The organism is Acinetobacter courvalinii, from assembly GCF_014635545.1.
Lineage (GTDB): Bacteria > Pseudomonadota > Gammaproteobacteria > Pseudomonadales > Moraxellaceae > Acinetobacter > Acinetobacter courvalinii.
In genome coordinates this window covers 1-14853 of record NZ_BMDA01000002.1, presented here as the reverse complement: position 1 = coordinate 14853, position 14853 = coordinate 1, and the positions used below count along the sequence as shown (strand labels likewise).

14 protein-coding genes are annotated in these 14853 nt (G+C 44.4%); 5 read left to right on the top strand and 9 right to left on the bottom strand.

Going from position 1 to position 14853, the window contains the following annotated elements:
• Positions 1-25: 25 nt before the first annotated feature.
• Both IEV39_RS09655 and IEV39_RS09650 read left to right on the top strand, forming a co-directional pair.
• A complete protein-coding gene (locus tag IEV39_RS09655; RefSeq protein ID WP_005282185.1) occupies positions 26-1321 on the top strand; it encodes a solute carrier family 23 protein in 1296 nt (431 codons plus the stop codon).
• Between the two features lie 110 nt (positions 1322-1431).
• On the top strand, positions 1432-2328 hold the full coding sequence (locus IEV39_RS09650) for a LysR family transcriptional regulator (protein ID WP_005282181.1): 897 nt from the start codon (positions 1432-1434) through the stop codon (positions 2326-2328).
• A gap of 6 nt (positions 2329-2334) precedes the next feature.
• Here IEV39_RS09650 and IEV39_RS09645 read toward each other — a convergent pair whose 3' ends face one another.
• From IEV39_RS09645 to ilvD, 3 genes are all read right to left on the bottom strand, one after another.
• Positions 2335-3066, bottom strand: coding sequence for a sulfite exporter TauE/SafE family protein (locus tag IEV39_RS09645; RefSeq protein WP_005282178.1), 732 nt, complete (start codon positions 3064-3066; stop codon positions 2335-2337).
• 79 nt (positions 3067-3145) lie between these two features.
• Positions 3146-4435, bottom strand: coding sequence for a hypothetical protein (locus IEV39_RS09640; RefSeq protein WP_005282175.1), 1290 nt, complete (start codon positions 4433-4435; stop codon positions 3146-3148).
• Positions 4436-4578: 143 nt separating this feature from the next.
• Positions 4579-6408 (bottom strand): dihydroxy-acid dehydratase, encoded by a 1830-nt coding sequence (gene ilvD / locus IEV39_RS09635; RefSeq protein WP_032883126.1) that lies wholly within the window; start codon positions 6406-6408, stop codon positions 4579-4581.
• A gap of 211 nt (positions 6409-6619) precedes the next feature.
• Between ilvD and fmt the strand changes: the two genes are divergently transcribed.
• Complete coding sequence (gene fmt, locus IEV39_RS09630; RefSeq protein WP_005282169.1) at positions 6620-7582, top strand: methionyl-tRNA formyltransferase; 963 nt, start codon at positions 6620-6622, stop codon at positions 7580-7582.
• Complete coding sequence (gene rsmB, locus IEV39_RS09625) at positions 7579-8877, top strand: 16S rRNA (cytosine(967)-C(5))-methyltransferase RsmB (RefSeq protein WP_005282165.1); 1299 nt, start codon at positions 7579-7581, stop codon at positions 8875-8877. The genes fmt and rsmB overlap by 4 nt, the downstream gene beginning before the upstream one ends.
• Before the next feature lie 46 nt (positions 8878-8923).
• Here rsmB and IEV39_RS09620 read toward each other — a convergent pair whose 3' ends face one another.
• From IEV39_RS09620 to IEV39_RS09610, 3 genes are all read right to left on the bottom strand, one after another.
• The gene (locus IEV39_RS09620) at positions 8924-9067 is read right to left on the bottom strand and encodes a methionine/alanine import family NSS transporter small subunit (RefSeq protein ID WP_005282163.1); all 144 of its coding nucleotides are present in this window, start codon (positions 9065-9067) and stop codon (positions 8924-8926) included.
• A 9-nt stretch (positions 9068-9076) separates the two neighbouring features.
• Positions 9077-10555 carry a sodium-dependent transporter gene (locus tag IEV39_RS09615; RefSeq protein ID WP_005282160.1) on the bottom strand — a complete coding sequence of 493 codons (1479 nt, stop codon included), beginning with the start codon at positions 10553-10555 and terminating at the stop codon, positions 9077-9079.
• A gap of 371 nt (positions 10556-10926) precedes the next feature.
• Complete coding sequence (locus IEV39_RS09610; protein ID WP_005282156.1) at positions 10927-12369, bottom strand: aldehyde dehydrogenase family protein; 1443 nt, start codon at positions 12367-12369, stop codon at positions 10927-10929.
• A 132-nt stretch (positions 12370-12501) separates the two neighbouring features.
• On the opposite strand from IEV39_RS09610, the gene IEV39_RS09605 reads away from it, so the two are divergent.
• Entirely contained in the window at positions 12502-13263 is a 762-nt protein-coding gene (locus IEV39_RS09605; RefSeq protein WP_005282152.1) for a TIGR04219 family outer membrane beta-barrel protein, read from the top strand.
• A gap of 290 nt (positions 13264-13553) precedes the next feature.
• Here the strand turns inward: IEV39_RS09605 and IEV39_RS09600 are convergent, their stop codons facing one another.
• The 3 genes from IEV39_RS09600 to IEV39_RS09590 all read right to left on the bottom strand — a co-directional run bounded on the left by IEV39_RS09600 (position 13554) and on the right by IEV39_RS09590 (position 14645).
• Positions 13554-13865 (bottom strand): ankyrin repeat domain-containing protein, encoded by a 312-nt coding sequence (locus IEV39_RS09600; protein WP_005282150.1) that lies wholly within the window; start codon positions 13863-13865, stop codon positions 13554-13556.
• 3 nt (positions 13866-13868) lie between these two features.
• Entirely contained in the window at positions 13869-14243 is a 375-nt protein-coding gene (locus IEV39_RS09595) for a hypothetical protein (RefSeq protein WP_005282148.1), read from the bottom strand.
• A 66-nt stretch (positions 14244-14309) separates the two neighbouring features.
• On the bottom strand, positions 14310-14645 hold the full coding sequence (locus tag IEV39_RS09590) for a hypothetical protein (RefSeq protein ID WP_005282145.1): 336 nt from the start codon (positions 14643-14645) through the stop codon (positions 14310-14312).
• Between the last annotated feature and the right edge of the window lie 208 nt (positions 14646-14853).

Sequence of the window (14853 nt, the reverse complement as noted above, 5' to 3'; positions counted from 1 at the left end):
TGATATCAAATCATGAGTCTAATTTATGTCCAGTTGGTTTCCAAAATGGCAGCCGTATCAGGGGACGGTCGATCATCGCCCTGTTGCGACCAATGAATATTTACCGCCCTTACAAAGCGCGGTGCTGGGGGTTCAACACGCATTTGCCATGTTCGGCTCAACCGTACTTGCACCTTTATTGATGGGTTTTAGCCCGAACCTTGCCATTTTAATGTCAGGCATCTGTACCATCCTGTTTTTCTTTATGACCGGTGGACGTGTTCCAAGCTACTTAGGCTCAAGTTTTGCGTTTATTGGCGTGGTGGCAGCGGCAACGGGTCATATTACCGGTTCAGGTGCAAATCCAAACCTGTCCGTCGCACTGGGCGGGATTGTGGTCTGCGGTATCGTATATGCCCTGATCGGCTTTGCGGTGATGCTGACAGGAACCCGCTGGATCGAAAAACTGATGCCACCGGTGGTCACTGGTGCAATCGTGATGATCATTGGTCTTAATCTTGCGCCTGTAACCATTAAAGGCGTTGCGGGTCAGCCTTTTGAAATGTGGATGGCATTAACTACGGTCCTGAGCATGGGCATCATTGCGGTCTTTACCAAAGGGCTATTACAACGTTTATTGCTCTTGATTGGCCTTTTAATTGCCTATGCCATTTATGCCATTGCCAGCAATGGTCTGGGTTATGGCAAGCCGATTGATTTCTCCCAGATCTCAGCGGCGCCATGGTTTGGTATTCCGAGCTTCTCGCATCCGACTTTTGATTTGAATGCCATTCTGATCATTGCCCCTGTGGCCCTGATTCTGGTGGCAGAAAATCTGGGCCATATCAAGGCTGTTGGTGCAATGACCGGTGAAAATCTCACGCCACAACTGGGTAAAGCCTTTGTTGCAGATGGTGTCGCAACCACCTTATCCGGCGGTGTGGGTGCACCCGGTATGACCACTTATGGCGAAAATATCGGAGTGATGGCAGTTACCCGCGTTTACTCGACGCTGGTGTTTGTGATTGCAGGCCTCTTTGCCATTATCCTCGGTCTTTCACCTAAGTTTGGTGCCGTCATTAGTACCATTCCGAATGCAGTACTCACCGGTGCATCTATTGTGGTGTTTGGTCTGATCACCATTGCCGGTGCAAAAATCTGGATCGAAAATAAAGTCGATTTCTCCAACAATAAAAACCTGATCGTGGCTTCAGTGACCATTATTTTAGGGGCGGGTAACTTTGAATTGTTATTTGGTAGCTTCAATCTCGGCGGTATCGGGACGGCAACTTTTGCAGCAATTTTCCTGAACCTGCTGTTCAGTTTAAAAGATAAAAACTAAAAATCTTCAAGGCAGCGCAAGCTGCCTTTTTTTCGTCTTGAACGTCTCCCCTATCTTTATCTTGCTTAGTTTTAGTATGATGGCTGTTTATATTTCAATACGTTCCGCTCATGCGTTTCGATTTCTTTGATTTACAACTGCTTCTGCATATTGTTTCGACAGGCAGCCTGACCAAGGGCGCCGAGCTTTCTGCCATTTCCCTGCAAGCCGCCAGCGAACGAATTAAAAAACTCGAACACTATTTTGCAACACCGTTATTTATTCGGCAGACCTCAGGTGTCGAGCTGACCACTGCGGGCCATGCCCTGACTGAGCATGCCCGACGGCTGATGCAGCAAAAAGATCTGCTTGAACAGGACATGCAACGCTTTCGACCCACGGCACCTGAATCATTGACTTTATGGTGTAATTCGTCGGCACAGAGTGAATATTTACCACCGCTGTTACCACACTATCTGATGCTACATCCCGAGATCAATCTCGACTTACATGAAGCAGAAAGTTCTGAAATCGTTGAAGCATTGACTCAAGGTGTGGCACGCCTAGGACTGGTCTCCAGCTTCTTTGATACCCGTCATTTGCAAACACAGGAGTTTGCCAGTGATCCATTGGTGCTGATCTGTCCCGCTCATCATGCCTTGACCCGGCAAACACAGCTGAATCTGGTCGATGCCTTAGCTTATGGTTTTATTGGCCTGATGCCGCATCATTCTTTGCAGCAATCGATTGAAACGCAAGCCAAGCTATTGGGTTTCAATATCCAGTACCGGCTACGCTTACCCAACTTTTCTGCCATTGCCGAGGTTGTCGCCAAAGGGGTCGGTATTGCGATTATGCCCGCGCGTGCGGCACAGCGTTTACAGCCAGATTATGATTTTTATGCACTACAATTACATGGCGCCTGGGCCAACCGTAAACTGCTGTTAGCGGCACAGGATTTCGATCAGCTCCCGCATGCTTATCAACAGTTTGCTGAGTTTTTAATGCAACATCGCCCATCCTGTTAACTGCTCTTAATGCGCAATCATATATAGACCTAAGGCCATCAATCCGATAAAGAATAAACGGCGAAAACGTTGCTCGTTAAGTTGATAACGGATTTTTTTACCCAGCCACATCCCTAATAAAGCAGCAACTAAAGCCACCGCAGACAGACGATAATCCAGCGTGATTCCCTCCATCGGATTGTGATGCAGGAAAAAAGCCAGACAGAAGGTGGAAACGGTAAAGGTCAAACCTAAGGCCTGCACCAGTTCATCCCGTTTCAAATGTAAGGACTGCAAATACGGCACCACCGGAATAATCACCACCCCTGTGCCAACGGTCACTGCGCCGCCGATATATCCGACAATAGGCGATAACCAGCGCTCATGTTGCGCCAGATGAGGCAGTTTTTTCACACAGAGGCCATACAATCCATATAACGCCAGCATACAACCCAGTAAAATCTCACTGCTATGGCCATGACTCTGGCTTAAGGTCGGTAAAAAGCTCCAGATCGACCCTACCACGATTCCAACCAGTAAAGTCCAGAAACGGCGAATAAAGGCCCAGACCCGTCCTTCGGCAAACAGTTGCCAGATATTGGTGACCATCGACGGCACAATCAATAAAGACGCAGCCTGAAACGGACTCATGGCAATGGTCAGTAGCCCCATAGAAACCGCAGGCAGGCCCAGCCCGATCATGCCTTTAATCATGCCGGCAAAGGCAAAAACCACGATAATAATGGCTAGAAAAGTCACGCTTTAACTCCGATTTTGCATCGAAGCTATGCTACGGAAAAACCGTGGCTTGCCCTATTCTTATTTTTGGGAGTGAGCCTCAATCAAAAGTTGAGGCCATTTTATATTTTTCTTCCAGTACGTTGCTGAGAATGCTTTCAATCATCCAGACCCGATATAGGCTATTGAAGACATAGCTATGTCCATCAATCCGTAACTCCAATACTGGAAAATCAGGCTGATGCTTCTGCTGGCACCATTCATCATTTTGCTTTAACTGTGCTTCGATATCCTGTTCAGTCAGCTGCGCAATGTCCAGACGTCTCTGCATCCGTTGAAAATGGGCTTTAAATGACAGGTCTTTACCCTGTGTCCATACGGCTTCCAGAATTTCATGGATACAATCCACTTGCTGCTCTTCAGGCACGCTATAAAACAGTCGGGCCATTTCATAGGTAGCTTCTCTGGTTGGTCGGCAGAACGGGGTAAATGCGACTTGGGTTCGCTTGGAAACACGAGTTGCCAGGCCCCAGTCAAACCAGTCCCGACCGTGATAACTCAGCGGATACACCTTCAACTGGATATTATAATAATTGGCCAGTTCTTCCTGGATATACGCCAATAATAACCAGCTCATCGGGTCTTCAAGCGCGATATACAGATCCAGTTCCGGATGCAAGGCCTGGACTTCGGCCAATGCCTCGGCATCATTAATGAGATGCTCACGCCACTCGATATGATTGATCAGAAAAATTGGATTCCCGGTCAGGAGTTTTTGCTGTTTTAAACGGCGTGTCAGACGTAACAAGTCATCAACCGCCTGATATTTTCGTTCACCAAATTCAAAATAACTGGCGATCACAGGCACGTCTTTAAAAATACGTTCAGGATAATCTTGAGGTTTCTGATGCTGGGAGGCCATTGCATATAAGGTACGCAATTTACCGTATTGCTGCTGCCACAGCATGTGGAAAACATCTTCGAGCAAATGTAAAAAGTTTTGTTCTCTGAGCGGGGTATTTCTTAGAATTGTTTCTGCTTGTTGTAATGCTTCTGCACTCGGTATTTCTGGGGTTTCATCAAAACCAAAACGATGCTGCTTGGCCAGGATTTTGGCATCATTTAAGCAATAGCTTTGCCAGTCTTGCTTGGACATGCCATTCGGAGGCTCGGCGTCTTGCCTCGAAATAATGACTTTTAGGGGTTTGAGCTCATCACTGAGGATCTCATTGAGCTGATCCAGCTCTTGCACTGCCAGATAGCTATAAACATCGTCTAGACGCAGGTAAATACTTAAACCCTGTTCCGTAGGTAATTCCGCCTGACGAGAAGGTTTCTGATAGAACCAACTCGATCGTATGGGATCAAACCAACGACGTAACAAAGACATGTCGATAGCCTCTAATGGTCATAAAATGCAAAATGGAAAAGTTTACTCAAACCTGAGCCAGAACAGGTGAGCCAATAAGTATGTTCAGTATCTTATAAAATGAGACAAAAGTCCCCCTTAATTGAAAGAGGGACTCAAAGGGATTACAAAACTCGTACTGCGCCTTTAGCAGCACTGGTCGAATGCATTGCGTAAATCTTCAATGACTTAGACACTTTACGTTTACGCTCTTCCGCAGGATGCCAGCCTTTGGCGTCCTGAACCGTACGGCGATGCGCCATAGTCGCATCATCGATATCCAAGTGAATAGTACGGTTTGGAATATCAATCTGAATGGTATCACCATCTTCAACCAGACCAATCGCACCGCCTTCAGCCGCTTCTGGAGACACGTGACCAATCGACAGGCCTGAAGAACCACCTGAGAAACGTCCATCGGTAATCAAGGCACAGTCTTTGCCTAAACCTTTGGATTTCAGGTAACTGGTTGGATACAACATTTCCTGCATACCCGGTCCGCCACGTGGGCCTTCATAACGAATCACCACGATATCGCCTGCCACGATTTTATGATCCAGAATGGCTTCTACTGCCGCATCCTGACTTTCAAAAACGCGTGCTGTACCGGTGAATTTCAGGATGGATTCATCCACACCTGCAGTTTTGACGATACAGCCATCTAGAGCGATGTTGCCGTAAAGCACCGCCAGACCGCCATCTTTAGAGAAGGCATGTTCAGCATTACGAATCACGCCTTTCTCACGGTCACCATCTAAGGTTGAGTAGTAACGGTTTTGCGAGAACGCCACCTGCGTTGGAATACCACCCGGTGATGAACGATAGAATTCATAAACATCCGCATCTTCGGTACGGATAATATCCCACTTGTCCAAAGCATCTTTTAACGTTGGTTCATGTACAGTTGGACATGACGTATTCAGCAAGTTGGCACGATCCAGCTCACCCAAAATCGCCATGATGCCACCCGCACGGTGTACATCTTCCATATGCACGTCTTGTTTTGCCGGTGCAACTTTGGACAATACCGGAACCTGACGAGACAAACGGTCGATATCATCCATGGTGAAATCAACTTCGGCTTCGTGCGCCGCCGCAAGCAAATGCAATACGGTATTGGTTGAACCGCCCATTGCAATATCCAGTGTCATGGCATTTTCAAACGCCGCTTTGGTTGCAATTGAACGTGGCAAAATGCTGTCATCATTCTGTTCGTAATAACGCTTCGCCAGTTCAACCACCAAACGACCGGCTTTCAAGAATAGCTTTTCACGATTGGCATGGGTTGCCACGATTGAACCGTTGCCCGGTAAAGATAGACCCAATGCTTCGGTTAAGCAGTTCATCGAGTTCGCAGTGAACATGCCTGAACATGAACCACAGGTTGGACAGGCCGAACGTTCAAAAGCCTGTACTTCTTCATCGGTATAGCTTTCATCGGCTGCAACCACCATGGCATCTACCAGATCAATGGCCTTTTCATCACCACGGAACTTCACTTTACCCGCTTCCATTGGCCCGCCAGACACGAACACTACTGGAATATTCAGGCGCATTGCCGCCATCAGCATTCCCGGGGTGATCTTGTCACAATTCGAGATACAGACCATGGCATCGGCACAATGGGCATTGACCATGTATTCCACCGAGTCGGCGATCAAATCACGTGATGGCAGTGAATACAGCATCCCGTCATGGCCCATGGCAATGCCGTCATCGACGGCAATGGTATTAAATTCTTTTGCCACACCACCAGACGCTTCAATTTCTCTCGCAACAAGTTGACCTAAATCTTTGAGATGTACGTGACCCGGAACAAACTGGGTAAATGAGTTGACCACCGCAATAATAGGCTTGCCAAAATCTTCATCTTTCATACCGGTCGCACGCCATAAACCACGCGCGCCCGCCATATTTCTTCCATGTGTTGATGTTTTTGAACGATAATCAGGCATTTTGTATTCCCAACAAGTTTGTGCTCGAGACGAATAGGACATTCTCTCTGGCGAAATGATACTGAGCTTTCTGCATCATACTACAAGTTATCGTTTAACAGATGACCAATAGGCCTATCTTTTTTTGTACAAAAGCAATTCAAGCCATCTGATTAGGGACTCATCACTTTTTCGCTTATAATTTGCAGCAAGTTTTAGTTGGATTGTCTTTGTGAAAATCATTTTTGCTGGTACGCCTGAATTTGCGGCAACCGCATTGGCGGCATTATTAAAAACATCCCACCAGATCATTGCGGTTTATACCCAACCTGACCGTAAAGCCGGCCGTGGGCAAAAATTAACGCCATCCCCTGTGAAACAATTGGCACTTGAGCACGGCTTACCGGTGTATCAGCCTTTGAATTTTAAAGCATCGACAGAGGAAGGTCTGGCAGCTCGCCAACAACTGGCTGACTTGGGTGCCGATGTGATGGTGGTTGCGGCCTATGGCCTGATCTTGCCACAAGCGGTATTAGATACACCGAAATACGGCTGTTTAAATATCCACGGTTCATTACTGCCACGCTGGCGGGGTGCTGCACCAATCCAACGAGCCATTGCCACAGGTGATGCAGAAACCGGCATTACCATCATGCAAATGGCGGCGGGTCTGGATACCGGCGACATGATGTATAAAACTTACTGCCCAATCACCGCAGAAGATACCTCTGCCAGCTTGCACGATAAACTGGCCGATCAAGGTGCCGAAGCGATTTGTACCGTGCTTGAATCAGAGCAAAGTTTGCAGGATTTCATTGAAAAGCGTGAAGTACAAGATGAAGCCTTGACCGTCTATGCCCATAAACTGGTGAAAGCAGAAGCCCGTATTGACTGGAGCCAGAATGCGGTACAAATCGACCGTAATATCCGTGCCTTCAATCCGTGGCCAGTGGCATTTATTCAACTGGATGAAAGCAATGCCTTACGAGTGTGGGGCTCGATGCTTTCTCAGCATCAAAAAGCTGATGCACAAAGCGGCGAAATCCTGGTGATCAATAAACAAGGCGTACATGTGGCGTGTGGCGACAATACCGCGGTGTGCCTCATCAGTCTGCAATGGCCAGGTGCTAAAGCCCTAAATCCTGTACAAATTGCCCAAACCCAAAAATTACATATTGGACAAATTCTCCCATGAGCCAATCATCTACAAAAAATTTGAATCTACGTGCACAAGTGGTCAAAACACTTTTGGCCGTCCAAAATGGGCAATCTTTGTCTTCTGTTCTGAATCAACATATCAATATCGTTTCTGAACGTGACCGTGGTTTATATCACGAACTGACTTTAGGCTGTTTACGCCAATGGTTTTCTTTAAAAGCCATTACCTTACCCTTGCTGACAAAACCATTAGACAATGAAGCGCTAGAAAGTTGTTTATATCTTGGTTTATATCAAATTTTATGTACGCGTATTCCAGTGCATGCGGCGATTTCAGAAACGGTAAATGCGGCTAAGCAACTCGGTTTTGAGCCAATGAGTGGTTTGGTCAATGCGATTCTGCGCCGTGTTTCACGTGAAACAGCTGAATTTGAAACCGCGTTGAATCATACACATGGCTTACCAAGCTGGTTATTTAAGCGACTTAAAAAAGATTGGCCTGAGCAAGCAGAGACGCTATGCCAAGCCTTAAAACAAGTCGCACCACTGACCCTACGCGTTAATGAACGCCAAGTCAGTCGTAACGAATATCTAGATATTTTAGACGAAGAGCAGATTGATGCTCGTCCTTGCACGCTTTCAGATGTCGGGATTGTTTTGGAGCAAACGGGCAATATTACCCATTTACCGGGTTTTGAAGCAGGCGGTTTTTCTGTTCAGGATGAACATGCCCAATTGTGCGCAACCCTGTTACCAAACTTAGATGGTCAGGTGGTGATTGATGCCTGTGCTGCACCCGGCGGTAAAACTGCACACATTCTTGAGCGTTTTAATCCTCAAAAACTGATTGCGCTGGATCATGATGCCAAACGTTTATTACGTGTGTCTGAAAATCTGGAACGTCTTGACCTCGGCCAGAACAATGTTGAGATTGTGACCGCTGATGCGACGACTTGGCAGGCAGCAGAACCCGTCGATTGTATCGTGCTGGATGCTCCTTGTTCTGCCACAGGTGTGATTCGTCGTCATCCCGATATCCGTCTACTCAGACAGTCAACCGATATCGCGCAAACGGTGGCCTTACAGCAACAGATTTTGCAGCAGATGTGGCAACAACTCAAAGTGGGCGGTACCTTGCTGTATATCACCTGTTCGATTCTCAAAGCTGAAAATGAGCAACAAATGGCGGCTTTCTTTGCTGAACATGCCGATGCTGAAGAAATCAAAATTGATGCGGATTGGGGCATTGAACAGACCCATGGTCGTCAGTTGCTCCCTTCGGCGCAATCCGGCGATGGTTTCTATTATTGCCGAATTAAAAAACTAGCTTAATCAAAATAAAAAAGCAGGCTTGAGGCCTGCTTTTTTTAAATCTGTTTTAAAGCGTGTGCTGATCTTTGACTTCTTCCAGAACATCATCAAGTTCTTCTGGATGTTTCATCAGGTGGAGGATGGATAATGCTAATCCTCCCCAAACAAACAGCATCGCAATAACCATCATAATAATTGCCGAAGTATTCATCTGTATCTCCTAGCGATCTTTCACTTTGCTGAGTATAAAAGCGACAACAGCACAGAAAATCACACTGCCCCAGCCAAATAAGCCTTGTAAGCTCATGCTATAACTATCGTAACCATTTTTCACCAGATTAAACACAGTCATGCTTAAGGTGGTTAACAAGATGAGAGAGGTAATTACGGTTAAAGTAAATGCCCAGCCTTTCCCCAGTTGAATGGTTGAAATGCGGTTGATATGATCACGCAGTTCCAGCAAGGCAGAACGTTTAAACCAGGTAATACAAAGTATCGAAACCAGTGCACCGCCGACAATACCAATGTTATTGATAAAGTGATCGACGATATCCACCAGTTTGATCGCATTCACGCTTGAGAACAGAATCACTGAAACCAGCGCACTACCGCCACCAATAATGGTCACAGCTTTGCTACGGCTCCATTTCAATTTGTCCTGCATTGCTGCAATCGGCACTTCCAGAATACTCACCATTGAAGAAATACCCGCAACGAAGAGTGATGAGAAGAACAGTAAGCCGAATAAGTCAGCACCTGCGCCCAAGCTTGAAATGATTTTCGGGAAAGCAATAAATGCCAGACCGATACCACCGCTTACGACATCTTGTACTTCTTTACCTGCCACATGGGCCATAAAGCCTAGTGCAGCAAAGATACCAATACCTGCCAGAATTTCAGTTGATGCATTGGCAAAGCCAACGATCAGGCCAGAACCGGTTAAGTTGGTTTTTGGTTTAAGATAAGATGCATAGGTCACCATGATCCCGAAACCAACAGACAGCGAGAAGAAGGTATGACCATAAGCTGCTAACCAGACTTTATAATCCATCATCGCAGCCCAGTTCGGAGTAAAGAATGCATTTAAGCCTTCAGCCGCACCTGGTAAACGTAATGCCTGAATCACAAGCACTGTAAATAATACGAATAATAGCGGCATGAAAATCTTATTGGATAATTCAACGCCTTTTTTAACGCCACCATACAGAATGATTAAAGTCAGTGCCCAGATACCCACGATTGGCCAGAACAGATGGCTCACAAAATTGAGATCAAATCCTGATGCTTTTGAGGTCTGCAAATAGGTATTGAAGAAGAAGCTTTCCGGGTCACTGCCCCATGCCTGTCCAATCGAGAAGTACACATAACTCCCCGCCCAAGTCAGTACGCTGGCATAATATAAACCGATGATAATACAGACACAGACTTGCCACCAGCCCAGCGTCTCTCCCCCTTTGAATAAGGCACGATAGGCCTTGGGTGGAGAGTTACGCGCACGGTGACCTGTGGCATAGTCTAAAAATAAAAGAGGTAAACCAGCGGTAATTAACGCCAGTAAATAAGGGATAAGGAACGCTCCGCCGCCATTTTCATAAGCAACATACGGGAACCGCCAGATATTACCTAAACCTACAGCTGAACCAACAGCTGCAATAATAAAACCAGATCGTGATGTCCAGTTTTCACGAGAATCTGCCATATAACACCTAAAATTGTCCTGCTGACCTTCCATGCTGCTTTCAGTTTTTTATTATCCAACAGACATGAAAATGCCATAAAAAATCTTGTTTTGTTTGGATGAACTTTCAACCTTGTGAGCTTCTTATTTTCAAGACCAAACAAACAAAAAACCAAACCATCTTCCTTAAAGATTGGGCATTGTTTTTCTGCTTTTAATAGCCGAACAATACCTGTTTTTATTTCTTTTTACTGTAAATTCTGCAAGAAAATATCAACTTTTCAGAACAACTGATTATTTTTCAACTGCCTGTAAATTTGACCTTGCAGTCAATCTATAAAAATCAAGTACATAAAACAGGCAAGCCAAATCCTCACCACACTTTTCCTCCTCTATTGTTTAATTGCCAAAAGTCTTTGTTCCTGCATATCGCGGATAGCAGAATGGATGCCTTCGCGGCCCAAACCTGAATCTTTGACTCCACCATAGGGCATATTGTCAACGCGGAATGTCGGGACATCATTAATGATGACACCACCTACCTGTAAGTGATCCCATGCATACAGCATATTATTCAGATTTTGCGTATAGACACCTGCCTGCAAACCGAAGCGGCTTTGATTAATGGTGGCAATGCCCTGCTCAAATTGCTTAAATTTTTCTAAAATGGCCACGGGGCCAAACGCTTCATCCTTATAAATTTCTAGCTTGGCATCGACATTTTCCAATAACACCGGTTCAAACAAGACACCTTGTAAACTGCCACAGAGCAGCACTTTTGCGCCTTTTTTCTCCGCCTTATCAATCCATTTTTTTAGCCTTAATGCTTCTGCTTCCTTAATCATTGGGCCAACCAATGTGGTACTTAAAGCAGGATCAGCGGCCTTAATCTTTTTCAGTTTAGCCATCAGTTTCTTTTTTAGCTCGGCATAAAGATCGGCATGCACTAAAATTCGTTGTACACTGATACAGACTTGCCCTGCCTGCCCATAAGCAGCACTGATCAGGCGATCAATCAAGGCATCATCAAGGGTTGTACCTGCATCTATCAGGACTGCGGCATTGCCACCGAGTTCCAGCGTCACTTTCTTGCGGCCTGCCCGCGCCTTCATCTCCCAACCGACCTGATCAGAACCGGTAAAGCTGAGGAGTTTAAAGCGGTCATCGGTCACTAAAATATCCGCTGCCTCACGATTACAAGGCAATATCGACCACGAACCTTTCGGCAAATCGGTTTCAGCCAATACGGCTGCAATCTTTAAGGCGCTGATTGGAGTAAAACTGGCCGGTTTCAATACAAAGGGACAACCCGCAGCAATCGCAGGTGCAATCTTATGCGCCACCAGATTGAGAGGGAAATTGAACGGACTAATTAATGAAACTGCACCAATCGGCACATGTTTGACCATGCCTCGAAAATGTGTAGCAGCGGGTGTCACCGCCAAAGGAATTAATTGCCCATCATCAAGCTGTGTCACCGCATCTGCGGCCAGTTGAAAAGTATTAATTAAACGTTCTACTTCAGCACTTGCTGCACCCTGTGGCTTACCCCCTTCTGCGATCAGGATCTCAGTCAGCTCATCCCGCAGTTCATTAAAACGCTTTACACAATGCAGTAATATTTTTTGTTTTTGAAACGGTTTTAAGGCTGCCATCTCAGCTTCTGCCTTCACCGAAGCCGCTATGGCTTTTTCAAGTACTTTAGCATCCGCCAATGCCACTCGTGCATAAACGGTATTGTTATACTTATCATGGACTTCTAACCATTGTCCTGTTGTGACGGCTTTCCCAGCCACATAAAGCGGATAATCCATCACACTTTGTTTATCCGTCATTATTATTTATTCCTTTATAAAAATTTAAAATTAGACTACTGCATATTTAACCAGATCACTATATGATTCGCCCATTCATACGTGAATTCACAACAATTCATTACTGTTTTCGATATGTATTAGGATAATGCAATGAAATTATTAAAAATATCAATGTTGGCTTTAGGAACCAGCATTTGTGGCTTGGCACAAGCAGACGTTATTGGTTTAAAAGCAGATGCAAGTTATTGGTTTTATGATGGCAAAGCAAAAGTTCAACCTAAATCAAATACTTCATCATTATCAAATCAAATAGGTGAAAATGGCCTATTATTAAATCCTTACGCAGGTCTTTCAGCGCCTGAAGAAAATTTAGATCGTAAAGGTTCAGCTCAGATCTCACTTGCATTTGAACATCCTATTCCATTGATTCCTAATGCAAAAATTCGCTATGTGAATTTAAAATCACAAACAGAAAAGGAAGTCGCAGGTCAACCAGTTTACGACCTCAACATCGATCATACCGATTTTATTTTATATTATGAAATTTTAGATACTATTGTAAATGCAGATGTCGGGTTAGGTGCAACCAACTTAAATGGCGATGTCAAAACCCTGAATATCAGCAAAACAGATATCGATAAAACGGTACCAGTGATCTATGGATCGGCGGGGGTAAAACTGCCGTTTACTGGCCTAAGTGCCAAAGCAGAACTCTTATATAGCAACTTTAATCATACTAAAATTACCGATGCGCAAGCAGAATTACAATACAACTTTATCGACAATCTACTGGTCGATGTAGGCTTGAAAGCAGGCTACCGTATTCTGGATATCAAGTTAGATGACTATGAAAAGAATGATCTTAAATTTAACTTTAAAGGTCCTTATATTGGTCTAGATGTTCATTTCTAAGATTCGAATAACACAGAAACGGAATCTATGGATTCCGTTTTTTATCGCTCATCATTTCATCATTCCCGATTGATGTACGCCAAAACCTACAACAATCGCAGCCATTGGCGAATATCCCGAACTCAACTTTTCGCCTATTATATAAACCATAGAGAGACAGGAAGTCTCATTGAGAATAATAAAACACACAGGACGTGGTCGTTAATAGGATATCAACGACATAAGCTGAATATGAAGAAGCCCCGTCAGGATGATGGGGCTTCTTTTTATCTATCATTTTTATCTGCGATTTAAAGACTTTTGAGATATGCGACTACATCGTGATGCTCTGCCATTTCAGCAAGCTGTAGCGCAGTATATTCGCTTTTATAAGCCACATTCGCACCTTTACTCACTAGCAGCTTCACGACCGCTAGATGATCATTCTCAGCAGCAGCCTGTAACGCGCTATAGCCTTCATCATCCGTCTGGTTTGGGTCAGTACCCTCTGCTAATAACTGCTCGACCTGTTCTACATCACCAAGAGATGCCCAGTACACCAGCTCAGGAAGATGCAGTTCATCATCATCTTCAGGCAGTGGAGAGAAAGAGTTGAGTTTCATAATTTAATTATCCAATTTTTGAGATTCTAAAATTAATTTCTCAAGCTTCAACCTTGTAATACGTTGGTTATAACGATAAAAGTCATCTTGAGATTCTGCACCAGAAAGTTTGCTATCGGATTGATTAGCTAACCAATCTTGAAACTCTGTTATTTCATGAAATATGTGAATGATGCCACTATATCTGTTCTCGCTATTTTGATAATGCTCTAAGTCGGGATACCCATCAAAAAAGTGAGTATAAAAAATATTCTGCCCATCAAAGTAAAATCCAGTTCCACAATATTCTTTATGATAATTACTAATTTGAGTCCGCTTTATTAGATACTGTACAACGTTACTCGCTAAAGCTTCTCCAAATTTCTGATCACTATTCACTTCCTTCCACCAAAGCTCATTTCATTTATAGAACAATTTAGATAGATATAGGCCTGATTATATATCCTATTTATTTTTTTGTTGTTTGAGACATTCTATCATTTCATCAAGTACTTTCTGCCCCATGGTTCTTCGCACAAGATCATTTAAATCCCCTGCTAAAAAGCCAGACCATGTTGTACTCGTTGAACCAGAAGAATGCGCATATCGTCCACAAGCAGACCAGACCTTTTGGTCTGCTGTTATAAATGCCACATAAAGCTCTCCTTCAGGATTATCTAATATCCATTCACGAATAACTCGAGGTGCTTGATATTTTTTCTTAGGTTTTTCTATCCACTTCCATACTAAAAAACCTAAATAGATAATTCCAATAGCAGATAAAAGTTCATAGAGAATCATATCAGTCCTAATAGCATTTCTTATTTAGCATCTAATTAGGATAAAAATAGCACGACTCGTTAAATATTGGCTTCTATTTTTCTTTTCCCACGCAATAAAAAACACCCCTAACCGTCAGGTTAGGGGTGTTTCGTATTTAAGAGCTGGCGATGACTTACTCTCACATGGCAAGTGCCACACTACCATCAGCGCTAAGAGGTTTCACTTC

Excerpts from the sequence above, each read along its gene's own strand:
- IEV39_RS09655 (WP_005282185.1), top strand. The coding sequence starts at position 26 with ATGTCCAGTTGGTTTCCAAAATGGCAGCCGTATCAGGGGACGGTCGAT.
- IEV39_RS09650 (WP_005282181.1), top strand. The coding sequence starts at position 1,432 with ATGCGTTTCGATTTCTTTGATTTACAACTGCTTCTGCATATTGTTTCG.
- IEV39_RS09640 (WP_005282175.1), bottom strand. The coding sequence starts at position 4,435 with ATGTCTTTGTTACGTCGTTGGTTTGATCCCATACGATCGAGTTGGTTC.
- ilvD (WP_032883126.1), bottom strand. The coding sequence starts at position 6,408 with ATGCCTGATTATCGTTCAAAAACATCAACACATGGAAGAAATATGGCG.
- rsmB (WP_005282165.1), top strand. The coding sequence starts at position 7,579 with ATGAGCCAATCATCTACAAAAAATTTGAATCTACGTGCACAAGTGGTC.
- IEV39_RS09620 (WP_005282163.1), bottom strand. The coding sequence starts at position 9,067 with ATGAATACTTCGGCAATTATTATGATGGTTATTGCGATGCTGTTTGTT.
- IEV39_RS09615 (WP_005282160.1), bottom strand. The coding sequence starts at position 10,555 with ATGGCAGATTCTCGTGAAAACTGGACATCACGATCTGGTTTTATTATT.
- IEV39_RS09610 (WP_005282156.1), bottom strand. The coding sequence starts at position 12,369 with ATGACGGATAAACAAAGTGTGATGGATTATCCGCTTTATGTGGCTGGG.
- IEV39_RS09605 (WP_005282152.1), top strand. The coding sequence starts at position 12,502 with ATGAAATTATTAAAAATATCAATGTTGGCTTTAGGAACCAGCATTTGT.
- IEV39_RS09600 (WP_005282150.1), bottom strand. The coding sequence starts at position 13,865 with ATGAAACTCAACTCTTTCTCTCCACTGCCTGAAGATGATGATGAACTG.
- IEV39_RS09590 (WP_005282145.1), bottom strand. The coding sequence starts at position 14,645 with ATGATTCTCTATGAACTTTTATCTGCTATTGGAATTATCTATTTAGGT.